The following is a 24,220-nucleotide window of genomic DNA, read 5'->3' on the forward strand; positions in this document are numbered from 1 at the left end:
CGCCTGCCGCCTGCCGCCGCGTGAACCGCCCCCGGCGGGCAGGTTGCGTGGCTCCTCGAAACCTGAGTAGGCTTCCAAGTCTTTCCCGGGCCGCGACGTGCGGTCCTGGAACGAGTTGGGGAAACGCACAGGAGCAAGGGGTCCGCGACGCCCGCCCGCAGTGGCGGCCGAGGTCCTCCCTCCGCATACATGCTCGCAGAGGGGCGATAAACGAGATGAGTTCCGTTCTATTGTTGGTGATCGGCGCGGGGGCGCTGGCGGTGCTGTATGGCATCGTCCAGACCATGTCGCTGATGCGGGCGTCCCCGGGCAACGCCCGGATGCAGGAGATCGCCGCCGCCATTCAGGAAGGCGCGCAGGCCTATCTGAACAAGCAGTACACCGCCATCGGCATCGTCGGCGTGGTGATCCTGATCGCGCTGGGCGTCCTGCTGGGCGTGCTTCCGGCGGTCGGCTTCCTGATCGGCGCCGTGCTGTCGGGCCTCGCGGGCTTTGCGGGCATGCTGATCTCGGTCCGCGCCAACGTGCGCACGGCCCAGGCGGCCTCGGAGGGCCTGGCCAAGGGCCTGTCGCTGGCGTTCCGCTCGGGCGCCATCACCGGCATGCTGGTGGCCGGCTTCGCCCTGGTGGGCGTGGCGGGTTACTTCTATGTCCTGACCGGCGCGATGGGCCTGGCGGTCACCGACCGCGTGGTCGTGGACAGCCTGGTGGCCCTGGGCTTCGGCGCCTCGCTGATCTCGATCTTCGCCCGCCTGGGCGGCGGGATCTTCACCAAGGGCGCCGACGTGGGCGGCGACATGGTGGGGAAGGTGGAGGCCGGCATCCCCGAGGATGACCCGCGCAACGCCGCGACCATCGCCGACAACGTGGGCGACAACGTGGGCGACTGCGCCGGCATGGCCGCCGACCTGTTCGAGACCTATGCGGTGACCACGGTCGCCACCATGGTCCTGGGCGCCATCTTCTTCCGCGCCATGCCCGAGGTGGTCGGCAACATGATGCTGCTGCCGCTGGCCATCTGCGGCGTGTGCATCGTCACCTCGATCGTGGGCACCTTCTTCGTTCGCCTGGGCAAGTCCAACAACATCATGGGCGCCCTGTATCAGGGCCTGATCGTCACCGGCGTGCTGTCGGTGGGCGCGGTCTGGTGGGTGGTCAACGCCCTGGTGACCGGCCCTGTCACCGTCGGAGACAAGACCTTCGGCGCGAACGAACTGTTCTTCTGCGGCGTCGCCGGCCTCGTGGTCACGGCGCTCATCGTCATCATCACCGAGTACTACACGGGCACCGGCTTCCGGCCGGTGAAGTCGGTGGCCAAGGCCTCGGTCTCGGGCCACGGCACCAACGTGATCCAGGGCCTGGCCATGAGCCTCGAGTCGACGGCGGCCCCGGCCATCGTGATCATCGCCGGCATCATCGTGACCTATGGTCTGGCCGGCCTGTTCGGCATCGCCATCGCCACCACGGCCATGCTGTCGCTGGCGGGTTTCATCGTGGCCCTCGACGCCTTCGGCCCGGTCACCGACAACGCCGGCGGCATCGCCGAGATGGCGGGCCTTCCGCCCGAGGTCCGCGTCACCACCGACGCCCTGGACGCCGTGGGCAACACGACCAAGGCGGTGACCAAGGGCTATGCGATCGGTTCGGCCGGCCTGGGCGCCCTGGTGCTCTTCGCCGCCTACACCGAGGACCTGAAGTACTTCGTGGCCGAGGCCGTCCCGGGCTCGTTCTTCGACGGCCTGGGCGCGGTGACCTTCGACCTCTCAAACCCGTACGTGGTCGTGGGTCTGCTGTTCGGCGGGCTGCTGCCGTTCCTGTTCGGCGGCATGTCGATGACCGCCGTGGGCCGTGCGGCCGAGGCCGTGGTCGAGGAGGTGCGTCGCCAGTTCCGGGAGAACCCCGGCATCATGACCGGCGAGGTGAAGCCGGAGTACGGCAAGGCGGTCGGCATCCTGACCAGCGCGGCGATCCGGGAAATGATCGTCCCGTCGCTGCTGCCGGTGGCCTCGCCGGTGGTGCTGTTCTTCGTCATCCAGGCGATCGCCGGGCCGGTGAACGGCTTTGCGGCCCTGGGCGCCATGCTGATGGGCGTGATCGTGACCGGCCTCTTCGTGGCCATCTCGATGACCTCGGGCGGCGGCGCCTGGGACAACGCCAAGAAGCTGATCGAGGAAGGCCATCACGGCGGCAAGGGCTCGGAAGCCCACAAGGCCGCGGTGACCGGCGACACCGTCGGCGACCCCTACAAGGACACGGCGGGTCCCGCCGTGAACCCCATGATCAAGATCACCAACATCGTGGCCCTGCTGCTGCTGGCGATCCTGGCCCACGGGGCGGTCGGCTGACGGCTTCGACAGCCTGAAACGCGAAGGCCCCGGAGAGCGATCTCCGGGGCCTTCTGCATTCTACGGGGCCTTCTGCTTTTCGATCCCCCGCCGCGAACCGGGAGGGACGGCGGCTATCGCCGGTCGCCGGGCCGCGAGCCGGGAACGCCCTCGTCGTCCGGCGGCAGCATCCCGCCTCGGCCGACGCTGCCCAGAAGCTGTTCCAGCACCGTCATTTCGCGACCGCGGGTCGGCGTTTCGCGATCGTTGAAGGCGATCACCTTGCCGTCCTTCAGCGTGTAGACGTTCACCGTCTCGACGACCTCGGACTCCTTGTCGAAGGCGATCGCGGTCACGTTCCGCGCGGTCACCCGCGGCTTGCGGAACGCCACCCGCTCCTTGACCTGGTTCACGTAGAACCAGACGTTGGGATCGAAGGTCGACTGCACCGAGGGCGAGCCCAGCTTGGCGCGGACGGTCGATTTGGTGTCCGTGCCCACCGCGACGTCCTTGGGGTCGCTGTCGATGGCCTGGAAGCCGGAATAGCTGGTGATCGGCGAGCACGCCGAAAGCCCGCCGGCGGCCACGACGGCGGCGGCCAGGACGGCGGCAGAGACGGCTTTGGCGGGGCTGCGGGACATTCGGGCTCGTTTCTGGCGGACTCGGTTCGCATTGCCGGACGGCAAGAGGCTTTGACCTATCGCCGGCCGCCCCTTAGTTCAATGCGCCCTTTTTGTACGCAGCCAGAGGGGCGAAATCGAGGCCGTCATGCTCAAGCGTCTGTTCAAGCCGAGGCCGGCCGTCGCCGCCGGGCGCGAACTCTACGCCGTCACCGTCGCTCAGGCGCGCTCGCCGGGTCTCTACACCGACCTTGGCGTGGCCGACTCGCCCGAGGGGCGGTTCGAACTCTACAGCCTGCACGTCTATCTCCTACTGGAGCGGCTGAAGGGGCAGGGCGACCGCGCGTCCGAGATCGCCCAGGCGCTGTTCGACACTTACGTCGGCGCCTTGGATCATGCCCTGCGCGAGCTGGGGGTCGGCGACCTGTCGGTGGGCAAGAAGATGCGCAAGCTGGGCGAGGCCTTCTATGGTCGGGTGAAGTCGCTCGAGGACGCCCTGGGGGCGCTGCCGGATCGCACCGGCCTGGAGGCCGTGCTGGCGCGGACCGTTTATGAAGACGGCGCGGCCGAGAACGCGCCGGCCCTGGCCGAGTATGTCCTGGCCCAGCGCCAGGCCCTCGCGACCCAGGATGTCGACGCCATCTGCAACGGCGTGGTCGCATGGGCGAAGCCGTGACCTGGCCGCGCGTCGTACGCCTCCACGAACTGGCCCGGGGACCGGTGACGCTGGACCTCGCCCCCGACGCCGAACAGCGCGCCGCCATCGCGCGCCGCCTCGAACTCAGATCGCTGCCCGCCCTGACCGCCCGGGTCACCGTGCGGCCCTGGATGGACGGCGCCGAGATCGGCGGGCGCTTCGACGCCGTGGTCGAGCAGGTGTGCGGAGTGTCGCTCGATCCCTTCGAGCAGCCGGTGGTCGGTGACTTCGTGGTGCAGGCGGTGCCGGCGGGCAGCCCGCACGCCGCCGCGGGCGAGGGCGGCGAACTCGAGCTGGATCCCGATGCGCCCGACGCTCCCGATGTTCTGGACGGCGACGCGATCGACGTGGCGGCCTATGTGGTCGAGCACCTGGGCCTGGAGCTCGACCCCTTTCCCCGCAAGCCGGGCGCGGTGTTCGACTATGCCGCGCCGGAAACCGAGGCGTCGCCGTTCGCGGCCCTGAAGAAGCTGACCGAGCCGAAGGCCTAGTTTCCAGCCGCCGTGGCGGCGGAGTATGGTCGCGAAGACGAATCCGACCGGCGCCGCGCCGGGCGCGTGGGGGACGAAACACCGCTTGACCCAGCCCTTGGTGATATCCGTCGACGCCATGGGTGGCGATCATGGCCCGTCGGTGGTGGCGCCGGCGTGCGCCGAAGCCCTGGCCGACCGGCCCGACCTCCGTCTCCTCCTCCACGGCGATGAGGCCGCCATCGGCGCGGCGCTTGCGCGTCACGAGGCCGTGCGGGGACGGATCGAGATCCGGCATTCGGACAAGGTCGTGGCCATGGACGAGAAACCGGCCCAGGCCATGCGCCGGGGCAAGGGATCGTCGATGTGGAACGCTGTCGAGGCGATCCGCGACGGCCACGCCGCCGCCGCGGTCTCGGCGGGCAACACCGGCGCGCTGATGGCCATCTCCAAGCTGATCCTGCGGATGGGCGCAGGGCTGGAGCGGCCGGCGCTGGTGGCCAGCATCCCGCATCCCAACGGGGTGACCACCTTCCTCGACGTCGGCGCCAACGTCGACTGCGACGCCGAGCGGCTGGTCGAGTTCGCCATCATGGGCGAGGCCTATCATCGCGCCGCCCATGGCGTGGCCCGCCCGACCGTGGGCCTGCTGAACGTGGGCTCGGAGGACATGAAGGGCCACGAGGAAGTCCGCCAGGCCCACGGGGTGCTGCGGGAAGGCGGGATCGATCTGGCCTACAAGGGGTTCGTCGAGGGCGACGACATCACCAAAGGCGCGGTCGACGTCGTGGTCACTGACGGCTTCACCGGCAATGTGGCCCTGAAGGCGATGGAGGGGGCCGCACGGTTCATGTACGACGAGCTGCGCGCGGCGCTGACGAAGTCCGGTCCCGCCGCCAGCCTCGGCGCCCTGCTGGCCCGAAGCTCGCTGCTGAGGTTCCGGGACAGGATGAGCCCGCCGCCGGCGGCGCCGCTTCTGGGGCTGAACGGCCTGGTGCTCAAGTGTCACGGCGGCGCAGACCAGCGCGACTTCGCCAAGGCCATACGCGCCGCCGCCGATGTGGCGCAAAGCGGGTTTGCCTCCGAGATCGAACGGAATATGAGGCGGCTTCCCGCCGCGCTCGCCGAGGCGGGCCCGGCCGCCGCGGATGGAGCCGCCTGAATTGTCCAAAGTCCTGCGTAGCGTCGTCACGGGAGTGGGCGGCTATCTGCCCGACCGGATCGTCACCAACGACGAGCTGTCCAAGGTCGTCGACACCTCGGACGAATGGATCCGCGAGCGAACTGGTATCCGCCAACGCCGGCAGGCCGACGACGGGACCCCGGTGTCCGACCTGGCCGTCGAGGCCGCCCGTCGGGCCCTCGAAGCCGCCGGCCGCACGCCGGCCGACGTGGACCTGATCATCGTCGCCACCACGACCCCCGACCTGACGTTCCCGGCCACGGCCGCCATCGTCCAGCGCAAGCTGGGCTGCCCTGTCGGTATCGCCTTCGACGTCCAGGCGGTGTGCTCGGGGTTCGTCTACGCCCTTTCGGTGGCCGACGGCTTCGTGGCCCGTGGCCGCAGCGCCTGCGCCCTTGTGATCGGCGCCGAGGTGATGACCCGCCTCATGGACTGGAGCGACCGCGGCACCTGCGTGCTGTTCGGCGACGGCGCCGGCGCGGTGGTTCTGGAGCCCGGGGAAGGGCAGGGGACCACCGCCGATCGCGGCCTGCTCGGCTTCGCCCTGCGCGCCGATGGGACCAAGCAGGATCTGCTCTATGTGGATGGCGGCGTCTCGACCAACCGCGAGACCGGCTACCTGCGCATGCAGGGCAATCAGGTGTTTCGTCACGCGGTCGTGAACATCTCGGAGGCCGTGACCGCGGCGGCGGCGGACGCGGGCGTTTCGGTGCCGGAGGTGGACTGGTTCATTCCCCACCAGGCCAACCAGCGCATCCTGGAAGGGGTCGCGCGCCGTCTGGGCATCGAGGAGAGCAAGGTCATCTCCACCGTGGCCGAGCATGCGAACACCTCGGCCGCGTCGATTCCGCTTGCGCTGGACCAGGGGCTGAAGGACGGTCGCATCCGGCCCGGTCAGCTCCTGCTGCTGGAAGCGATGGGCGGCGGACTGACGTGGGGCGCCTGCGTCCTGCGTCTTTGAGATTCGCTTACGCATGAGCGGTAAGGCGTGACTTGAAGTCTTTGTGACAATAGGACAATCAGGATCATGAACGACGTGGGGGCGGGGGCCAGGGCGATCATGAAAGGGCCGACGGTGACACGGGCCGATCTCTGCGAAGCCGTCCACGAACAGGTCGGCCTCACCCGCCAGGACTGCTCCGAGCTGGTCGAGCGTGTGCTGGAGCTGATGTGCCAGGCCCTGGAACGGGGCGAACAGGTCAAGCTCTCGGGCTTCGGCGTCTTCCAGGTCCGCGCCAAGCGCGCCCGCATGGGTCGCAATCCCAAGACCGGCGAGCCGGCGGCCATCGACCCGAGGCGCGTGATCGGATTCCGCGCCAGCCAGGTCATGAAGGCGCGGGTCGACCGCGCGCTCTCGCGGTGAGGACGTCGTAACCGCGGTGGCGAAGGGCCCGGACGCCTTCCGCACGATCTCCGAAGCGGCGGACGAGCTTCACGTGCCTCAGCACGTGCTGCGGTTCTGGGAAACCAAGTTCACTTTCATCAAGCCGATGAAGCGGGCCGGAGGCCGGCGCTTCTATCGCCCCTCCGACATCGCTGTGCTGCACGGCGTGCGGCGCCTGCTCCACGACGAGGGCTACACCATCAAGGGGGTGCAGAAGCTGCACCGCGAACAGGGGATCAGGCGCCTGATCGCCGCCGGCGAGGGCGTTGCCGTGCCGGCGCCCGAGACGCCTTCGCGCCGGGCGCGCGCCGCTGCAGGCGGGCCGGGCGCCAAGCAGGGCCTCATCGACGCCCTGCGCGACCTCGAAAAGGCCAAGGCCCGCCTGGACGGACTGCTCAAGGACTGAGGCGAAACCTACCGCAATCCTGAAGGCCTGCGGCGTCCGGCGACTACCGGCGATTCCTGCGGCCGGGAGTGCCGCAGGAGGCGTTTCGTCGCCAAGGCGTCGCCAAGGCGCAGCCGTTGCCCGCCCAGCCGAGCGGTCACGCCGGAACGCTACAGGCAGCGGGCCCTGTCGGTCTTGGACAGCGGCCCATCGATTCGATCTGTGAACCCGCTATGCGAGGCCCGCTGCGCGGCGGCGACGTAGCGTCGTCCCGGCCAGGCCGAAGCCGCCGATCATCAGCGCCCAGGCGGCGGGCTCTGGCACGCCGCCTGCTCCGGGGTTCACGATCGACCTGGTGCCCAGGAAGATGTCGTCGAGGGCGAAGTCGTTGCCGCTGAAGGCTGTCTGCGCGTTGCGCAGGAAGAGGATCGCGTTGGTTGCGGAGCCGCTGTTGAACGTGGTGGAGAGGCCGTTCCACTGGCCGGTTCCCTCGGGAATCGTGGGCGTCCCCAGCGCGATTTCGGCGCCCCCGTCCAGCGACACCGTGAAGCTGAGAATGGGCGGGCTGCCGGGGTATGCGTTCAGCAGAAACGCCTCGAAGAAGTAATCCAGCCCTGCTTGGATGGCGATAACCTCGGATTGCCAGACGATGTCGCCCGGGTTCTCGCCGCCGTTGCCCACGAACATAAGTCCGTTGCCTGTCGTATGGTCGCCGACACTGACGAAGGCGCCGTTGAAGGATCTCGGGTTGTCCGTGACGGTGTAGGTCTTTGCCGGACCTCCATTTGAGGTGAAGGTGTAGTCCGATGAGAAGCCGGTGTTCCCGGCCTCGAAGTCGCCGTTGGCGACCAGGTTGGCGGCGTGGGCGCCTCCGACGGAGGCGAGTGCAACGGCGCTGGCGGCGAGCGCGTTCCGGATGATCATTGAAATTCCTTCTCCCAGCGAGCCGCGGACGGCTCCCAATCCCAATAGGCGCCAGACCGCCGCGCCACGGGTCAGCTCGACTTTATGATCGACCTGCATTTCCGGAGCGGCTCTCGCCCCAGGAGCCGGAGACGATGGCGCTATATCTCGGCGGAGACCGCAGGACTGGCGCTGCGGCGCAGACCGCATCTGATCGGCGGGACCAAATCGGCCCGTCGCCTCGTTTGAGGTGGGCTGCGCCCACGAGACCACCGGGAAAGCGGCGCAGAGGATGTTCGCGAATCTAGCGATTGTATCGAGAGAAATCTCGCCGCCGGCCGCTGGTCGGAGCGACAGGATTTGAACCTGCGACCCCTTGACCCCCAGTCAAGTGCGCTACCAAGCTGCGCCACGCTCCGATGGCCCGGCGGCGAGGGCGGTCTTCTAGCGGAACATGGGATGAGGGCAACGACAAAGTTCATCGCACTGTGGGCGGTGGCGTGTGGTGTGTTGCTGGCCGACCCGGCCGAAACCTCGCCCTGGCTGCAACAGCCGTCCGACGTCGACCTTGCGACCGCCTATCCGGCTGGCGGCGAATCCGACGGCTGGGCTCGCCTCGAGTGCCGGATCGATGGGACGGGCGCTCTGGGCGCGTGCGGCGTGTTGGACGAGTCGCATCCGGGGCAGGGCTTCGGCGCTGCGGCGTTGTCGCTGGTCGCCAAGTTCAGGGCCGCGCCCGGGCTGGCGGCGTCGAACGCCGGCGGTGTCCGGCTCAGATTGGATTTCCTCAAGCCGGAGGGGCCCCCGTTCCGCGACGCCGTGTTCAAGACGGGCAGCCACCGGGGTCTCGGGCCGCCCGGACCCTACTTTCCGGATCGCGCGTTTCGTATGCGGCAGGGCGGCGTGGTCCTGACCGACTGCCGGGTGACCGACCGAGGTTTGCTGAGAGACTGCCGGATTGCGGCGGTGGCGCCCGCGGGTTGGGGGTTCGATGAGGCGACGTTGCGGATGGCGCTGACCAACTGGATGACCGCCGCGCCGTTGCGGGACGGCCAAGCGGGGCCGGCTGATCAAGTATGGCGCTTCCGGGTGGATTTCCCGCGGCCGCCATACGATGCGCGTATGCACGGTCGCTTACCGCGAGACCCGGGGGCGACACCCTAGAGTCACATCCGGTGAGGCCTCACTCCTCCCGGTTCATCCAGCGGATGAGCGGGAACAGCGGCACGCCCCAGAGGGTCCCGAAGAAGCCGTAGTAGGCCAGCTTCACGGCCCAGTGGTCGGGCAGTTCGTCCGCCAGCGACGCGACGACGGTGATGTAGACGACCAGGAACGCCAGGATGACGATCATGCCGATGAACTTGCGCAGGCGCGGCGAAAGCAGGCGGGAAGACATGAGGTCGTCATAGAGCGCTGGGCGTTCGCGCGTAAGCCCGCTAAAGGACGCGGCCAAAGTTCGGCCGAGAAATTGCGCCAGTCGCGCCCCATGACTTCGTTCCTGCGTTCCGATCGATCCAAGCCCGTCGCGATCTGGCTGTTCGTGGTGGCCGCCCTGGTCCTGGCGATGATCGTCGTCGGCGGGGCCACGCGGCTGACCGACTCCGGCCTGTCGATCACCGAATGGCGACCCGTGACCGGCGCCGTCCCCCCGCTCGGCGAGGCGCACTGGCAGGCCGAGTTCGCCAAGTACCGACAGATCCCGCAGTACGCGCAGATCAATGCGGGCATGAGCCTCGAGCAGTTCAAATTCATCTACTGGTGGGAGTGGGGGCACCGCTTCCTGGGCCGGCTTCTGGGGCTGGTCTTCGCCGCGCCGTTCGCCGTCTTCGCCATTCGCCGCCAGATTCCCCGGCGGCTGTTCCCGCGGCTGGGCGGTATCTTCGTCCTGGGTGCGCTCCAGGGCGCCGTCGGCTGGTGGATGGTGGCCAGCGGCCTGGTCGACCGGGTCTCGGTGGCGCCCGAGCGGTTGACGGTCCACCTGGGGCTGGCGTTCGCCCTGCTGGGCCTTCTGCTTTGGACCGCGTTCGACGCCTGGGCGGGGGCTGCGCGTCAGACCTTGCCCAGCCCCTGGGGCCGGCGCGCGGCCTGGCTGATCGGACTGATCTACCTCCAGGTGCTGCTGGGCGCCCTGGTGGCCGGCAACGATGCGGGGCTGGTCTACAACGACTGGCCGATGATGAACGGCCACCTCGTGCCCGACGACTACTGGGCCGGCTCGCTCTGGGGGACGATCGCGCACAGCCAGGGCGCGGTGCAGCTCCACCACCGGATCGTGGGCTACGGGCTCGCCCTGGCGGCTGTGGCGCTGGGCGTCGGCGCCTGGCGGTCGAGCTATCTGTCGCGTGAGGCCAAGATCCTGGGCCTCGCCGCCGCAGGCGGCGTCCTCGCCCAGGCGGCGCTCGGGATCGCGACGCTGATGGCGGTCTCGCCCCTAGGTCTGAGCATCGCCCACCAGCTCCTCGCGGCGATCGTCCTCAGCCTCGCGGTGGCGTTCGGGTGGCGTGTGCGGCGGGTTTGACGGGGCATTTTTAGAGGTATTATATTACCTCTACGTTCAACCTATTGAATTTGAACATTTTATCTGGGTTCGGGCAAAAATCTTCCCGTTGACTTCGGCCGGGATGGGCGGCATATGCCGCGCCTCGTATCGGGTCGTCTTCCGGCGGCCCGCGTCAGGTTCATTGGATCGTCCCTCATGCTGAAGAGCACCACGGCTTCGCTGAAGCCCGCCGAGGTCGAGAAGAAGTGGATCGTTGTCGACGCCGAGAACGCCGTGGTCGGCCGTCTCGCGTCGTTCATCGCCATGCGTCTTCGCGGCAAGCACCGGCCCGACTACACCCCCCACGTCGATTGCGGCGACTTCGTCGTCGTCGTGAACGCCGACAAGGTGAAGTTCACGGGCAAGAAGGCCACCGACGAGGTCTACTACTGGCACACCGGCCACCCGGGCGGCGTGAAGCAGCGGACCCCGGCTCAGATCCTGGCCGGCAAGTATCCCGAGCGCGTCCTTCAGAAGGCCGTCGAGCGGATGCTGCCCAAGGAGAGCCCGCTGGCCCGCAAGCAGATGACGCACCTGCGCATCTACAATTCGCCGGAGCACCCGCACGCGGCGCAGAACCCCGAGACCATCGCGTTCGCCGAGCTGAACGCCAAGAACGTGCGGAGCGCCTGATGAGCGAAGCCACCCCCCAAGCCACGGGCTTCGACGCCCTGAAGGGCCTGGGCACGCAGCCGGCCGAAGAGGCCGTGGTCCGCGAGCCCAAGATCGACGCCCAGGGCCGCGCCTACGCGACCGGCAAGCGCAAGAACGCCGTCGCCCGCGTCTGGATCAAGCCCGGCAAGGGCACGATCACGATCAACGGCCGCGATCAGACGGTGTACTTCGCCCGTCCGGTGCTGCGGATGATGATCGCCCAGCCCATGGAGCTGACCGATCGCGCCGGCCAGTTCGACGTCGTCGCCACGGTGGAAGGCTCGGGCCTTTCGGGCCAGGCGGGCGCCGTTCGCCACGCCATCTCCAAGGCTCTGACCTACTACGAGCCCGGCCTGCGCGCCGTGCTGAAGCCGCACGGCCTCCTGACCCGCGACCCGCGTGTCGTGGAGCGGAAGAAGTACGGCAAGGCCAAGGCCCGACGCAGCTTCCAGTTCTCGAAGCGCTAACTCGGACGCTTCGATTTGTTCAGTTAAAGCAGCGGCTTGGAGAAATCCACGCCGCTGTTTTCATGTTCTCCCGATACTCCACGCGCCCTGTGGGAATCGCCGTCTCAGTGACGGAGGCGTCATGGTTCTCCGGCCCGCTCAGCCCGGCCGAGGATCGTTCTGCGAACAGCGCGTCGAGGGGGCGGTTGCAACTCCTCAGCGCGTTGTATCGAGCCCGAACCGCTTGCGGTCGGGCGAGTCCCCGCGGGGCGCGGCAGTGGCCATCGGGCGCCCGCCTTCAGGATCAGGACGGCTGTTTGCCCGTCAAGGCCGAGACATGCGCAGGTTCGGCGCGGGTGTGATTCGAGGTCGGCCGCGGGCGGCGTAGAGACCTGCGATTGGTGCGGAGCGGTCTGCGTGCGCCGTCGCCGCCGGATGACATCATGGCCGCCCTGGTGCACAACCCGAGCGGTCGCCATCGCGGGACTTTGCGCGGATCGGGCTGAGGACATATCGATTGTCACCTAAGCGTACGGGCGCGGCGGCCGCCGCCGAGATGCTGCCGCCTCATCTCGATGAGACGGACAAGGCGATCATTCGGGCGCTCAGGGCCGACCCCATGACCCCGAACAGCGGGCTGGCGGCCATCGTCGGCGCCTCCGAGATGACCATTGCGCGGCGCCTGAAGCGCCTTGTGAACGACCGGCTGATCAAGGTCACCGTGCAGCGGGACATGCGCCCCCTGGGCTACTCCCTGGTCGCGTTCGCCGACATCCATGTGGAAGGCGTTCCGGTGGAGACCGTCGGTGACGCGCTGGCCGACGTGTCCGAAGCCTATTCGGTTTCCTACATGGTCGGACACCCGCAGATCATCGTCATGATCATGGCCCGCAGCAACGCACACCTGTTCGAGATCGTGAACGAACGCGTCGCCCGGATCGAGGGCGTGAAGCACACCGATACGTCCATCGTGCTGCATACGTTCAACCATCGCACCGGGATCGCCGCCCTGTGAGTGAAGCGCCTCTCCTCGACGAGATCGACGAGGAACTGATTCGTCTCCTCATGGCCGACAGTCGTCAGAGCAATCGTGCGATCGCCCAGGATCTCGGGCTCTCGGAAGTGACGCTTCGCAAGCGTCTCAAGAGGCTCGAAGACACCGGTGCGATCAAGTATGGGCTGGTCGTCGATGTGCGCGCCACCGAGATGAACGTGTCGGGCTATCTCGATGTCGAGGCGAGGGCCGCCGACGTCCAGGCGGTCGCCGAGTTCATCGCGGACCTGAACCTCTGCGCCATGTGCTGTGCGCGGACCGGCGCGTCCAACATCCGGGCCTTCATCTACGCGACCGACACGCGGATGATGGCGGCGACGATCGAGACGATTTCCCGGCTCCCCGGCGTGCTCCGGACGGAGTTTCGCCAGGCCGCCGGGCACGCGCAGCACCGCTACGAACTGATCATGCCGGAGGCGAAGCCCCACGACCGCTGGGGGAACTGACCTCCGGGCGTTGCTGCTTCCGGGCCATGAATGTCCGCCCGCCTCCGCGTCGCGGAGCGGAGCGCCGACCCATGCGCGCCATCCACCAGTCTTAGAGATGATCTTCCGGAGAGAAATGCATCTCTCGGGCAGGCGTTATGATTGTCGGGCGCTCCAATTCGCCTGTTGACATTACCGTTTCCATCATAATTCTACCAATAACGATATAAAACGAAATTCGTCGCGAAGGCTCGCGTGTCGATGGTGCAGCGGACGGGCGTAGCCCAACCGGCCGGGGACATCCGGGATCGGCGGACGACAAGGGAGGGAAGTATGAAAACGGTCCGTCAGCATCGCCGCGCGATGTGGTCTCTGCTCATGGCCGGTACGACGGCGAGCGCAGCGCTTCTGAGCGTGGGCGGTGCGCAGGCCGAGGCCACGGCGCAGCCAGAGGCCTCCGCTGTCGCTGAACTCGTCGTCACCGCGCGTCGCCGCGCCGAGGCGCTGGAACGCGTGCCTGTCGCGACCACCGTCTTCGGCGAGGGGGATATCGCGGCCCGTCAGCTGGGCACCCAATCCGACCTGCAACGCGCCACGCCCGGCCTCATCGTGCGTCAGACCCAGAACCGAAATCAGCAGAACTTCGCGATCCGAGGCCAGTCGATCGACGCCTACAGTCAATCGCAGCCCGGCGTGCTGACCTACGTCGACGACTTTCACAATCCGGTCGTTTCGGCCTCGGCCTTTTTCGATCTGGCCTCGATCCAGGTACTGAAGGGGCCGCAGGGCACCCTTTTCGGGCGCAACACTACGGGCGGTGCGGTGCTTCTGACCACCAACCGGCCCAGGTTCGACGGGTTTGGCGGCGATCTGACCGCGACGGTCGGCAACTACGGGGCGCGGAAGCTGACCGGCGCCCTGAATGTTCCGATCTCGGACACGTTCGCCGTTCGACTTGCAGGCTCCACCGACCGCCGCGACGGCTACGTCTACAATGCGGTAGACGGTTCGCGCCTGTCGGAGACCGATGCGGACTCGATCCGGCTATCGGTGCTGTGGGAGCCCGGCACGTCCTTCAGCAACAGCCTTGTCTACCAGTACAATCGCAGCGGCGGCCTGGGCGACCCCAACCAGGTATTCTCGGCCAATGCGCCGGGCGACACAGAGCCGAACGGAACGCCGCTCAACGCCACGTCCGCGACGTTCTTCGGGCCTGCGCTCGACAGCCTTGCCGGGCCGGGCGCCTACGCCGCGCTCCGGGCGGTCACCCCCGGCGCGCCGGCCGGCGGCTTTCTGGAGGCGGTCCAGCGGCAGCGGGCGGCGGGGCCGTGGGTCGCGTGGCTCAATTTCCCGCTCGACCATTCCGGCCGCAGCTACTCGATCGTGAACGCCACGACCTACCGTGCGAGCGAGGCGATGACGATCAAGACGGTTGTCGGCTACGCCTACAACTACAATTCCGACGGCAACGACGCCGACGGCACGCCCTTCGTCGGCGTGGACGACGTCATCATCAACCGCAACACCAACCTGACTGGCGAGCTCAGCGCATCGGGCGCGCTGTTCGACGGCAAGCTCGACTACATCGCCGGCCTGTATGTGTCGCGAACCAAGTCACGGCAGGACCAGATCTTCACGTTCCTCGATGCGGGGCCGGTGGCCAATCCGATCTTCGGTTTTCCTCTGAGCAGTCACGTCCAGGGCGAGACGGTCGATAAGACCCAGGGCGTCTTCGCGCAGGGGACCTACCATCTCGACGATGTCGTGCGCGGCCTGAGCATGACCGTGGGTGCGCGCTACACCTGGGAGCAGATCGACTTTGTCTCTCTAGGCGGGTTCGAAGGCTTCTTCCCGCCCGGCATCCGCGAGGGACGCAAGGACGCCGAACCCAGCTGGCAGGTGGGCCTCGAGTATCAGGCGACCGAAGATCTCCTTCTCTATGCGGTTCATCGCGGGAGCTGGCGGAGCGGCGGATTCAACCAGAGCGCGCCGCCGGTCCGGGCCCTGGCCAGCGACGGCGGCAACATGTTCGAACCCGAGAAGACCCGGGATGTCGAACTCGGCCTGAAGTACCGGGGGGACATTGGCGGTGCGGCCGTCCGGCTCAACATCGCGGCCTACAAGCAGTGGGTCGATGACATCCAGCGGGTGCTCTACATCACCCTTCCGTCCGGCCTGACCGCGCTCACCACCGGCGTCCCGGGCGGCGCGACGGTCAAGGGCTTCGAGACGGACGTCTCCATCCGGTTTAGCGAGTGGATCGAAGTCGGCGGGTCGTACGCGCACACGGACGGCAAGTACGGCGATCCGAACACCGTCACGGTGTTCGGGAATCTCTTCACCTTCGACACCTTCGCCGACGTGGCGAAGAACGCCGGCAGCGTCTACGCCAAGCTCAAGATTCCGGCGCCCGAGAACTACGGAACCGCGTCGCTGCGGGCCGATCTGTACGCGCAGGACGGCCAGTGGATCTCGAACACCGGCAAGAGCTCTTCACCCGACACCAAGCTGCCCGGCTACAGTCTGCTGAACCTGCAGGCCAGCCTTGACGACGTCGGCGGGACACCCTTGTCGATCCGAGCCTTCGTGCGCAACGCGACCAAGGAAAAGTACTACGTCGGCGGCATCTCCAACAGCGCGCTGCTCGGGTTCAACCTCGTCGTGCCGGGCGAGCCCCGCTTCTACGGCGTCGAACTCAACTACCGCTTCTGAGCGTGACGGGGCGGGGCGCCGCCCCGGCCGCCTCTGCCTGGCCGCTTCATTCCTGCTGTTCCGAGGACCCATGGAAACTCACGACGCCATCATCATCGGAGCCGGCATGTCGGGCCTGTATCAGCTCCACACGCTGCGGGAGATCGGCCTCAAGGCGCTGGTGCTGGAAGCCGGGTCCGACGTCGGCGGCACCTGGTACTGGAACCGCTATCCGGGCGCGCGTTTCGATTCCGAGACTTACACCTATTGCTACTCCTTCTCGCCGGAGCTCCTGGCTGAATGGGACTGGAAGGAGCACTTCGCACCCCAGACCGAGACCTATCCCTACTTCCGCCATGTGGCGGAGCGGTTCGACCTGCGCCGGGATATCGTGTTCGGAACGCGCGTGGCCCGTGCGACCTGGCTGGAGGCGGACAACGTCTGGCGGATCGACTCGGACGACGGCCGCGTCTTCCAGGCCCGCTTCCTGATCACTGCGATCGGCATTCTGTCCATCCCGGTGATTCCGCCCTTCGAGGGGCGGGAGACTTTCAAGGGACGAAGCTTCCACAGCGCGGATTGGCCCCGCGAACCGTTCGATCTGACCGGAAAGCGTGTCGCCGTCTTCGGAACCGGCGCGACGGGCATCCAGGTGATCCAGGAAGTCGCGAAGGTCGCCGGACACCTGACGGTCTATCAGCGGGAAGGTAACTGGGCGAAGCCGTTGCACAACGCGCCGATCGACGCCGAGGAGATGGCGCAGATACGCGAACGCTTTCCCGAGATCTTCGCCCGCTGCAAGGCGACCTCGGCGGCCTTCCTGCACGACTGGGAGCCGCGTGTCATGGCCGACGCCACGCCCGAGGAACGCGAGGCGATGTTCGAGGCGCTCTACGCCCAGCGCGGCTTCGCCTTCTGGCTCTCGAACTTCCAGGACCTGCCGACCAATGCCGAGACGGCCAAGGCCGTGGGCGACTTCCTCGCCCGGAAGATCCGGGAGCGGGTGAACGATCCGGCGAAGGCCGAGATCCTGATCCCGAAAAACCACCTCTTCGGGACCAAGCGGGTGCCGATGGAGACCAACTACTACGAAGTCTACAACCAAACGAACGTCGACCTCGTGGATCTGAAGGCCACGCCGGTGGAACGCTTCACCGAGTGCGGGATCGTCACCGGTGGCGAGGAGCGGGCCTTCGACGTCGTCATCTACGCGACTGGATTCGACGCCGTTCGCGGGGCGTGGGACCGCATCGACTTCACCGGCGTCGGAGGCCAGAAGCTGATCGACAAATGGCGTGACGGCCCTGTCACCTACATGGGGCTTCAGGTCCACGGCTTCCCGAATCTCCTGGCCAACGTGGGGCCCCACAGCGGCGCGACGTTCTGCAACGTGCCGCGGTGCATCGAGCAGAACGTGGAGTTCATCGCGGCGCTGCTGAAATGGATGACGGAACAGGGTTTCGACCGTGTCGAGGCCAGCGAGGCCGCGGAAGCGGAGTGGACGGAGTCGCAGCGCCAGGGCGCCGAGGCCTTTCTCGCGAGCAAGGTCGACTCCTGGTTCACCTCGATCAACACGAACCTACCGGGCCGCAACCGGCGTAGCCTGCTCTTCTATACCGGCGGTCAGCAGCACTTCCTGACGTTCTGCGCCGATGTCGTCGCGAACGGATACGAGGGCTTCCAGATGATCCGGGCCGCCTCGCCGGCGACGGCCTGACGACGCCGGCCCGCCACAGAGGGAGATGGACACGCATGCCCAGCGCGGACTTCGCACAGTTTCTGGAGCAGCTTCGCAGCAACCCGATGCCGACGGAGCTCGTGGCCATGCGCGCGGCGTACGAAGGCATGGCCCAGATGTTTCCCGTGGGTGCGGACGCCCCCGTGAGGGGCGCGACACTGGGGGGGCGTCCAGCCGAGTGGTATGGGGCCGAGGCGGGGACACCCGATCGTGTCGTCCTCTACCTGCACGGTGGGGGCTATGCGATCGGTTCGCTCGTCACCCATCGGCATCTGGGCGTCGAGATGGCGCGGCTCGTGGCGCATCCCGTCGTCGCGCTCGACTATCGCCTCGGTCCCGAGCATCGATTCCCGGCGGCCCTCGATGATGCGCTGGCGGCCTACCGCCAGCTTCGAGCCGAAGCCCCGCAGGCCAGGATCGCCCTGGCCGGCGACAGTGCGGGCGGCGGTCTTGTGGTCGCCACGCTGATGGCGATCCGCGATGCCGGCCTGGCGCCGCCGGTCGGCGCCTATTGTATGTCGCCCTGGGTCGATCTGGCCGTGACGGGTCCGAATGTGGCGGCCAAGGCGTCCGTGGATCCCCTGGCGAGCGCCGATCTTCTCGGATTGATGACCCGTCGATATCTCGCCGATGGCGATCCCCGGGCGCCGCTGGCCTCGCCCATCTACGGCGATCTGCGCGGCTTGCCGCCGCTCTTCATTCAGGTCGGCTCGGCCGAGGTCCTGCTGGACGACTCCGTTCGTCTCGCGCAGGCGGCTGGCCGCGACGACGTGGCGGTGACGCTCGAGGTCTGGCCGGACATGATCCACGTCTTCCCTTACTTCTTCCCGGCCTTTCCTGAAGGACGTGATGCTCTGGGACGCGGATGCGACTTCCTGCGCGGACGCCTGTCGGTCTGATCGGTCCGCCGCCGGCGAAGTCGTGCAGGCGGGTCATGATATCGGGATGGAGCTGTCGGGGAGCGCATCTCGCGTCGTCATCGAAGGGTGGCTTGGCGCCGACATCCGTTCAGCGTCTCGTCGCGTGTCAGGGAGGGGGCGGCGTCTTCCATGCGCGCCTGGCTTTGCATATCCAACAGCTCGATCCCGACGCTGGACTGCCCTGATGCGATGAGCCGAGCGACCAGAAGCCTCCCGAACTCCGCAGGTTGGGCGCCGTGAGCGTTTTTTCGCGAAGGAGGCAGGGGTTCGCGACGCTCTGCCCGTCTGAGTCCACGAAGAGCCAAGATTGGCTCAGAGGGGGCTCCATCATGAATCTTCTTTCGACCTCGGTAATCCGCCAACTTCGTGGAGCGCTTCTGGCGGGGTCGGCCATCGCCTCCCTGGGTGGCGCCGCCCTGGCGCAGAGCCAGACGCATGCGTACGACATTCCGGCTCAGCCCGCGGCTGAGGCGCTGAACCGCTTCGCGACCCAGTCGGGGCTTCGGATTTTGTTTCCCTATGAGGCTGTGGCGGGAAAGCGGACCCGGCCGGTTTCCGGGACCCTCAGTGAGCAGGCGGCCCTCGACCAGCTGCTGGCCGACACCGGTCTTGTGATCGTGTCCCGGCAAGCCGATGTCATCACGCTCGGCGCCGGTAGGTTTCAAGGCGCGGCCACAACGGCAGAAGCACCCGTCGCCGTAGGGCTCGACGAAGTCGTCGTAACGGCCTCTCGCCTCAACCGCGCAGATGTCCCGACGCCGCTGACGGTGCTCGACAAGGAAGTACTCCGTGAAGGCGCGCGCGCGAACTTCGTCGCGAGCCTGATGGACAGGCCACAGTTCAAGGCGAGCTGGTCGCCGCAGATCACCGGCGGCTCCTTCGCCGCGGGCAGCTTCAGCGTCGATCTCCGTGGCCTGGGGAACGCCCGCAGTCTTGTGCTCATTGACGCTCGCCGGCTTGCCGGCGGCTACTCCAACGGCGCCGCCGGGATCGATCTGTCGGTCATTCCCGGCGTCATGGTGGATCGCGTCGATGTCGTGACCGGGAGCGCGTCGGCGGCGTGGGGCTCGAACGCGGTCGCCGGCGTCGTCAACGTCATCATCGACAACCGGCTCGAGGGGATCCGGATCGGGGGCCGTTACGGCGTCTCCAGCCGCGACGATGTCGAGGAGAAGCAGTTCGAAGCCGTCGGCGGCTGGCGCTTCGCCGACGGCAAGGGGCACCTCATCGTCGGCGGCGAGTACGTCGACAACGCAGGCGGGCGGCCGAAGACCTCGCGCGAAAACGTCGGTCGATGGGCGGTCGTCCCCAACCCGGCCTTCACCGCGACCAACGGGCAACAGCCACTGATCTTCGCGCCCGATGTGGGCTTCGCCAACGCGAGCCTGGGCGGCCTGATCCTGACCGGGGTCAACGCCGGCCGGACGTTCAACCCGGACGGAACGTTGCGCACGTTCGATCTCGGCCGCGTATCGGGCGTCACGTCGATCGGCGGTGAAGGCCCGTCCCAGGACGACTTCAGCTATTTCTCTGCGCCCTACGAGCGATACAGCGTCATGGGTCGCGTCACCTATGATCTCAACGACAACCTGAAGCTCACCGCCGACCTGCTGCACTCGCGCGTTCACGACGACTTCGGGTTCCTGTTGGACCCCAATCGCGGCGACATCCGGATCTCTGTCGACAACGCCTTCCTGCCAGCGGCCGTCCGGGCGCAGATGGTCGCCGCGGGCGAAACCGCCTTCACGATGGGGCGCGCCAACCGCGACTTCGCCTTCATCGAGAACGACTACAGCCGCAAGACCACGCAGGGGACCCTCGCGATCGAGGGCAAGGTCGGCGAGACGTGGCGCTGGAACGCGTACTACAGCCACGGCCAGTTCAATGAGCGCAACGACCTCGGCAACCTGCGCATTCGGGCCAACTTCGCCAATGCCGTGGACTCCGTCCCCAGCCCCACGACCGGCCAGCCGATCTGCCGAGTCGCGCTGACCAACCCGACGACGACCTGTGTGCCGATCAATCTCTTCGGCGAGGGGGCGCCGTCCGACGCCGCGCGCGCCTACGTGCTGGGGACGGGTCAACTGCGTCTTCAGGCAGACCTCGATACGGGCGGGTTCACCGTACGAGGCGAGCCCTTCGAGACCTGGGCGGGACCTGTCTCCATCGCCCTGGGCGCCGAGGCTCGGCGTGAGGAACTGCGCCAGCGCGTGGGCGCGCTGGATCTCGCGAACGCCTTCGCCTTCTCCAATTTTGCGCCGATCAACGGCAAGAACAGCACCAAGGAAGGTTTCGGCGAGGTTCTCGTCCCGCTCGTCCGGGATATCCCTGGCCTGGAGCTGCTGCAGTTCAACGGCGCCGCGCGGATCACGGACGACCGCCTGGGTTCGATCTGGTCCTGGAAGCTTGGTTTCACCAACAAGGTGACCGAAGGCGTGCAGGTGCGGTTCACCCGCTCGCGCGACATTCGTTCACCCAATCTCGTGGAGCTGTTCTCCGGCCAGGTGCTCAACCTGACCCAGATCAGCGACCCGCAGACCGGGACGGCCTATCAGGTTCGGGCGATGACCGGCGGCAACCCGAATCTGCGCCCCGAGACGTCGAAGACGACGACCGCCGGCGTGACGCTCTCGCCGTCGCAGATTCCGCGGCTGACCGTGTCGGCGGACTACTTCGATATCGAGATCGACAACGCGATTTCGACCATCGCCGCGCAGACGCTGATCACCCTGTGCTCGCAGGGCGTCCAGTCCCTGTGTTCTCAGATCGTGCGTGGGCCGGACGGCCTGATCACCACCACGGCCGCGACGCTGCTGAATTTCACTCGTCTGAGTACGAGCGGCGTCGATCTCTCGCTGAGCTACAGCATCCCGCTCTCGAACGGCGGGCGGCTTTCGCTGCGAAGCACGGGAACGTGGGCCAACAAGTACAAGAGCAACAACGGCATCACCACGATCGACTTCCTCGGATCCCAGGGCACGATCGGGTCGGCCGGCGTGCCGAAGGTCGTGGTCAATTCGGCGGTCACGTATGACGACGAGCGCCTTCGTCTGAGCCTGCGCAGTCGCTTCATCTCGGCGGGAACATCGAACGTGACGCTCGACATTCAGAACAATCGTATTCCCGCGTACATGTATTTCGACCTGGGCGCGTCGTACAAATTCGATGTTCTTGAGGACCGGGAGGTCGAGGTCTTCGCGAACGTCAACAATCTCTTCGATAAGGATCCGCCCATCTCGTCGGCGTTCTCGCCCTACTACGACGTCGTCGGGCGATACATGGTGGTCGGGGCCCGCGCGCGCTTCTGACCGTCTTCGCGAAAGCGGCGCGCTGGCCGCAAGGCGTGCGCGCCGTCCGGAGGGGCTTGGATGGCGGGCGAGGCGACACGACCTTTGACCGCCTGAGGAGATGGCGTGTGGGCATCGCGCCATTGATTGGATCGGTGCGGCGAGGGCGCATCCCCGCCGGCCCGGAATTGAGACGTGGCGCATGAACCTTATCCCGCTGAACGCTATCCTGCGCCACAACGCGGACGTTTTTGGACCGGACGCGGCAGGCCTGATCGATGGCGACGAGGTGGTCAGCTGGTCGCAGCTCGAAGTCGCCGCCAACCGGCGCGCACGCCTCATCCAGGCCCAGGGGGTCGGTCCGGGTGACGTGGTGACCTTCAACCTGCCGAACGGGTTGGAGTTCTTCGAAACGACCTTCGCACTCTGGAAGCTCGGGGCCACGCCGAACCCGATCTCGCCGAAGCTGCCGGCCCCGGAACTGGGCGCGATGCTCGAGGCGGCGCGTCCGGCGCTGTTCATCGGGGACGGCGAAGGGGCGGGCGCGCCGGCCGGGTTGCGCCGGCTTCCGCGCGCCGTCGACACGGCCGGGCTGTCGGGCCAGCCGCTCGAGGAGGTGGTGTCCGAGCAGTGGAAGGCGATCACCAGCGGTGGTTCGACGGGGCGTCCCAAGGTGATTGTCGACCACCGGCGGGCGGTGTTCGACGTCGATGCGCCCACCCTCAATCAGCCGTCGCACGGCGTCGTCCTCAATCCCGGCCCGCTCTATCACAACGCCCCGTTCGTGCTTTCGCATGAAGCGATGTGTGTCGGCGCAACGGTGGTGAACATGGGTCGCTTCGATCCGGAGCGGGCCCTGGCCCTCATCGACGCGTATCGCGTCCAGTGGGTGAACTTCGTACCGACGATGATGGCGCGCATCTGGCGGCTGCCCGAGGACGTGCGCGCCAGCTACGACGTTTCCAGCCTGCAGACGGTGTATCACATGGCCTCGGCCATGCCGGTGTGGCTGAAGGAGGCGTGGATCGACTGGCTGGGGGCCGAGACGATCTGGGAACTCTACGGCGGCACCGAGCGGCTGGGCTCCACGGTCATCCGGGGTGACGAGTGGCTTCTGCACAAAGGGTCCGTCGGTCGGCCGGCGCCGGGCTGTCAGCTTCAAGTGTTCGACGCCGACGGCCGGCCGTGCGCGGCGCGCGAGGTCGGCGAGATCTTCTTCCTGCCCCGCGAGGGGGCCGGACAGACCTACCATTACCTGGGCGCGGACTCGAAGCGTCGCAGCGACGGCTGGGAAAGCCTGGGCGACATCGGCTGGCTGGACGAAGACGGCTTCCTCTATCTGGCCGATCGACGCTCCGACCTGATCCTGCGCGGCGGCGCCAATATCTATCCGGCCGAGATCGAAGGCGCGTTGGACCAGCATCCGGACGTAGCCTCGTCCATCGTGATCGGCCTGCCGGACGAGGATCTGGGTCAACGGGTGCACGCGATCGTGCAGTGGCGGGCCGGGGTCACGCCGCACGCCGCGGCGCTGCAGACGTTCCTGCTGGCGCGGCTGTCTCGCTACAAGGTTCCGGAGTCCTTCGAGTGGACGACGGAAGACCTGCGTGACGACGCCGGCAAGGCGCGCCGCGGCGCTCTGCGCGAGGCGCGGCTCACGCTGCTCAAGACCGCCGGTCGGACGCCGGCCCGCCTGGTCGACCTCAGGGCGCGCGCTGGCGCGGGGACCTAGCTCTGCGCGACCGCCAAAGGACTCCTGGAGCCAGAAAGCGATCCTTCGCCTCTAGAATGTCGGGGGCGTGCAGGCGCTCACGAGGATGCAGGGTTCTTGGCCGACGCATCGGAAGCGATGCGGACGACGGCTCTCGAAATAGTAGGCGTCCCCGGGGCCCAGGATGCGTCGCTCTTCACCGACCGTCACCTCAAGCCGCCCGCCGAGCACGATCGCGCCTTCCTCACCTTCATGAACGAGCGGGATGCGGCCGGTGTCGGCGCCGATCTCGTAACGTTCCATGATGATTTGGAGCGAGCGCCCGACCATGGTCTCACCCACCTGGCGGTAGGACACGCCACCCTTGCCGATCTCGGTGAGCTCGTCCGCGCGATAGAAGATTTTCTTCGCCGCCGCCGGCGTGAAGGCGAAGAATTCGGCGAGGCCTATGGGAACCCCATCGAGGATGCGCTTCAGCGCCCCGACCGATGGATTGGTGGAGTTGGACTCGATGAGCGAGATCGTCGAGTTGGTCACCCCGGCCCGCTTGGCGAGCTCACGCTGGGATAGCTTGTACTCCATCCTCACCGCCCGCAGACGCTGGCCGACATCTAGCGTCATCTCAGAATCTCGCTGTTGCTGGTGTTGCGGATCACACAAAGGCTAGGCGGTTAATCGTGGTGTTCCAATGGCTCGCGTTCGCACGCGGGACGATTTGTTGCGGAATCCAAATCGGCCCCAAATCCTGGGGACGTTGTCGCGGACGGCCGGCGGGGATCGGCGACAAGC

The 24,220-nt window shown here is 67.3% G+C and carries 22 protein-coding genes and 1 tRNA gene; 18 read left to right on the forward strand and 5 right to left on the reverse strand.

From position 1 onward, the window contains the following. Positions 1-215 precede the first annotated feature (215 nt). Complete coding sequence (locus tag ABS78_RS11520; RefSeq protein WP_293378855.1) at positions 216-2,345, forward strand: sodium-translocating pyrophosphatase; 2,130 nt, start codon at positions 216-218, stop codon at positions 2,343-2,345. A 113-nt stretch (positions 2,346-2,458) separates the two neighbouring features. Here the strand turns inward: ABS78_RS11520 and bamE are convergent, their stop codons facing one another. Then, positions 2,459-2,965, reverse strand: a complete 507-nt coding sequence (bamE, locus tag ABS78_RS11525) for an outer membrane protein assembly factor BamE (RefSeq protein WP_293378858.1) — start codon at positions 2,963-2,965, stop codon at positions 2,459-2,461. A gap of 127 nt (positions 2,966-3,092) precedes the next feature. Here bamE and ABS78_RS11530 point away from each other — a divergent pair, with 127 nt between their 5' ends. From ABS78_RS11530 to ABS78_RS11555, 6 genes are all read left to right on the forward strand, one after another. Continuing rightward, positions 3,093-3,620 (forward strand): ubiquinol-cytochrome C chaperone family protein, encoded by a 528-nt coding sequence (locus tag ABS78_RS11530; RefSeq protein ID WP_293378861.1) that lies wholly within the window; start codon positions 3,093-3,095, stop codon positions 3,618-3,620. Further along, entirely contained in the window at positions 3,605-4,132 is a 528-nt protein-coding gene (locus tag ABS78_RS11535) for a DUF177 domain-containing protein (RefSeq protein WP_293378864.1), read from the forward strand. Before ABS78_RS11530 ends, ABS78_RS11535 begins: the two co-directional genes overlap by 16 nt. 85 nt (positions 4,133-4,217) lie before the next feature. Further along, entirely contained in the window at positions 4,218-5,273 is a 1,056-nt protein-coding gene (gene plsX, locus ABS78_RS11540) for a phosphate acyltransferase PlsX (protein WP_293378867.1), read from the forward strand. Next, the gene (locus ABS78_RS11545; protein WP_293378869.1) at positions 5,260-6,255 is read left to right on the forward strand and encodes a beta-ketoacyl-ACP synthase III; all 996 of its coding nucleotides are present in this window, start codon (positions 5,260-5,262) and stop codon (positions 6,253-6,255) included. Before plsX ends, ABS78_RS11545 begins: the two co-directional genes overlap by 14 nt. A 99-nt stretch (positions 6,256-6,354) precedes the next feature. After that, positions 6,355-6,657 carry an integration host factor subunit alpha gene (locus ABS78_RS11550; RefSeq protein WP_293379206.1) on the forward strand — a complete coding sequence of 101 codons (303 nt, stop codon included), beginning with the start codon at positions 6,355-6,357 and terminating at the stop codon, positions 6,655-6,657. 16 nt (positions 6,658-6,673) lie between these two features. After that, entirely contained in the window at positions 6,674-7,084 is a 411-nt protein-coding gene (locus ABS78_RS11555; protein WP_293378872.1) for a MerR family transcriptional regulator, read from the forward strand. Positions 7,085-7,294: 210 nt separating this feature from the next. Here ABS78_RS11555 and ABS78_RS11560 read toward each other — a convergent pair whose 3' ends face one another. Both ABS78_RS11560 and ABS78_RS11565 read right to left on the reverse strand, forming a co-directional pair. Continuing rightward, positions 7,295-8,086, reverse strand: a complete 792-nt coding sequence (locus tag ABS78_RS11560) for a PEPxxWA-CTERM sorting domain-containing protein (protein WP_293378875.1) — start codon at positions 8,084-8,086, stop codon at positions 7,295-7,297. Between the two features lie 222 nt (positions 8,087-8,308). Then, positions 8,309-8,385, reverse strand: a tRNA-Pro gene (locus ABS78_RS11565). Positions 8,386-8,473: 88 nt separating this feature from the next. Here ABS78_RS11565 and ABS78_RS11570 point away from each other — a divergent pair. Then, a complete protein-coding gene (locus ABS78_RS11570; protein ID WP_293378878.1) occupies positions 8,474-9,130 on the forward strand; it encodes an energy transducer TonB in 657 nt (218 codons plus the stop codon). Positions 9,131-9,149: 19 nt separating this feature from the next. Here the strand turns inward: ABS78_RS11570 and ABS78_RS11575 are convergent, their stop codons facing one another. Continuing rightward, a complete protein-coding gene (locus ABS78_RS11575; RefSeq protein ID WP_293378881.1) occupies positions 9,150-9,362 on the reverse strand; it encodes a DUF2842 domain-containing protein in 213 nt (70 codons plus the stop codon). A gap of 90 nt (positions 9,363-9,452) precedes the next feature. On the opposite strand from ABS78_RS11575, the gene ABS78_RS11580 reads away from it, so the two are divergent. The 10 genes from ABS78_RS11580 to ABS78_RS11625 all read left to right on the forward strand — a co-directional run bounded on the left by ABS78_RS11580 (position 9,453) and on the right by ABS78_RS11625 (position 23,452). After that, a complete protein-coding gene (locus ABS78_RS11580; protein WP_293378884.1) occupies positions 9,453-10,484 on the forward strand; it encodes a COX15/CtaA family protein in 1,032 nt (343 codons plus the stop codon). Positions 10,485-10,664: 180 nt separating this feature from the next. After that, entirely contained in the window at positions 10,665-11,138 is a 474-nt protein-coding gene (gene rplM, locus ABS78_RS11585) for a 50S ribosomal protein L13 (protein WP_293379208.1), read from the forward strand. After that, a complete protein-coding gene (gene rpsI / locus ABS78_RS11590; RefSeq protein ID WP_293378887.1) occupies positions 11,138-11,626 on the forward strand; it encodes a 30S ribosomal protein S9 in 489 nt (162 codons plus the stop codon). Before rplM ends, rpsI begins: the two co-directional genes overlap by 1 nt. Before the next feature lie 496 nt (positions 11,627-12,122). Further along, entirely contained in the window at positions 12,123-12,620 is a 498-nt protein-coding gene (locus tag ABS78_RS11595; protein ID WP_293378890.1) for an Lrp/AsnC family transcriptional regulator, read from the forward strand. Next, complete coding sequence (locus ABS78_RS11600; RefSeq protein WP_293378893.1) at positions 12,617-13,105, forward strand: Lrp/AsnC family transcriptional regulator; 489 nt, start codon at positions 12,617-12,619, stop codon at positions 13,103-13,105. Before ABS78_RS11595 ends, ABS78_RS11600 begins: the two co-directional genes overlap by 4 nt. 312 nt (positions 13,106-13,417) lie before the next feature. Then, complete coding sequence (locus ABS78_RS11605) at positions 13,418-15,796, forward strand: TonB-dependent receptor (protein WP_293378896.1); 2,379 nt, start codon at positions 13,418-13,420, stop codon at positions 15,794-15,796. A 70-nt stretch (positions 15,797-15,866) separates the two neighbouring features. Beyond that, positions 15,867-17,492: an NAD(P)/FAD-dependent oxidoreductase gene (locus ABS78_RS11610; protein ID WP_293378899.1), complete on the forward strand. Its 1,626-nt coding sequence runs from the start codon at positions 15,867-15,869 to the stop codon at positions 17,490-17,492. Positions 17,493-17,527: 35 nt separating this feature from the next. Further along, positions 17,528-18,412 (forward strand): alpha/beta hydrolase, encoded by an 885-nt coding sequence (locus ABS78_RS11615; RefSeq protein ID WP_293378902.1) that lies wholly within the window; start codon positions 17,528-17,530, stop codon positions 18,410-18,412. 257 nt (positions 18,413-18,669) lie between these two features. Further along, positions 18,670-21,741 (forward strand): TonB-dependent receptor, encoded by a 3,072-nt coding sequence (locus tag ABS78_RS11620; RefSeq protein ID WP_293379210.1) that lies wholly within the window; start codon positions 18,670-18,672, stop codon positions 21,739-21,741. A 181-nt stretch (positions 21,742-21,922) separates the two neighbouring features. Beyond that, positions 21,923-23,452 carry an AMP-binding protein gene (locus ABS78_RS11625; protein WP_293378905.1) on the forward strand — a complete coding sequence of 510 codons (1,530 nt, stop codon included), beginning with the start codon at positions 21,923-21,925 and terminating at the stop codon, positions 23,450-23,452. Between the two features lie 51 nt (positions 23,453-23,503). Here ABS78_RS11625 and ABS78_RS11630 read toward each other — a convergent pair whose 3' ends face one another. After that, positions 23,504-24,052: a cupin domain-containing protein gene (locus ABS78_RS11630; protein WP_293378908.1), complete on the reverse strand. Its 549-nt coding sequence runs from the start codon at positions 24,050-24,052 to the stop codon at positions 23,504-23,506. Positions 24,053-24,220 lie beyond the last annotated feature (168 nt).

The sequence above is a fragment of the Phenylobacterium sp. SCN 70-31 genome (assembly GCF_001724605.1).
In the GTDB taxonomy this organism is placed as follows: domain Bacteria; phylum Pseudomonadota; class Alphaproteobacteria; order Caulobacterales; family Caulobacteraceae; genus Phenylobacterium.

Excerpts from the sequence above, each read along its gene's own strand:
- ABS78_RS11605 (WP_293378896.1), top strand. The coding sequence starts at position 13,418 with ATGAAAACGGTCCGTCAGCATCGCCGCGCGATGTGGTCTCTGCTCATG.
- ABS78_RS11560 (WP_293378875.1), bottom strand. The coding sequence starts at position 8,086 with ATGCAGGTCGATCATAAAGTCGAGCTGACCCGTGGCGCGGCGGTCTGG.
- rpsI (WP_293378887.1), top strand. The coding sequence starts at position 11,138 with ATGAGCGAAGCCACCCCCCAAGCCACGGGCTTCGACGCCCTGAAGGGC.
- ABS78_RS11575 (WP_293378881.1), bottom strand. The coding sequence starts at position 9,362 with ATGTCTTCCCGCCTGCTTTCGCCGCGCCTGCGCAAGTTCATCGGCATG.
- ABS78_RS11630 (WP_293378908.1), bottom strand. The coding sequence starts at position 24,052 with ATGACGCTAGATGTCGGCCAGCGTCTGCGGGCGGTGAGGATGGAGTAC.
- ABS78_RS11520 (WP_293378855.1), top strand. The coding sequence starts at position 216 with ATGAGTTCCGTTCTATTGTTGGTGATCGGCGCGGGGGCGCTGGCGGTG.
- ABS78_RS11530 (WP_293378861.1), top strand. The coding sequence starts at position 3,093 with ATGCTCAAGCGTCTGTTCAAGCCGAGGCCGGCCGTCGCCGCCGGGCGC.
- ABS78_RS11550 (WP_293379206.1), top strand. The coding sequence starts at position 6,355 with ATGAAAGGGCCGACGGTGACACGGGCCGATCTCTGCGAAGCCGTCCAC.
- ABS78_RS11625 (WP_293378905.1), top strand. The coding sequence starts at position 21,923 with ATGAACCTTATCCCGCTGAACGCTATCCTGCGCCACAACGCGGACGTT.
- bamE (WP_293378858.1), bottom strand. The coding sequence starts at position 2,965 with ATGTCCCGCAGCCCCGCCAAAGCCGTCTCTGCCGCCGTCCTGGCCGCC.
- ABS78_RS11580 (WP_293378884.1), top strand. The coding sequence starts at position 9,453 with ATGACTTCGTTCCTGCGTTCCGATCGATCCAAGCCCGTCGCGATCTGG.
- ABS78_RS11545 (WP_293378869.1), top strand. The coding sequence starts at position 5,260 with ATGGAGCCGCCTGAATTGTCCAAAGTCCTGCGTAGCGTCGTCACGGGA.
- ABS78_RS11535 (WP_293378864.1), top strand. The coding sequence starts at position 3,605 with ATGGGCGAAGCCGTGACCTGGCCGCGCGTCGTACGCCTCCACGAACTG.
- ABS78_RS11610 (WP_293378899.1), top strand. The coding sequence starts at position 15,867 with ATGGAAACTCACGACGCCATCATCATCGGAGCCGGCATGTCGGGCCTG.
- ABS78_RS11615 (WP_293378902.1), top strand. The coding sequence starts at position 17,528 with ATGCCCAGCGCGGACTTCGCACAGTTTCTGGAGCAGCTTCGCAGCAAC.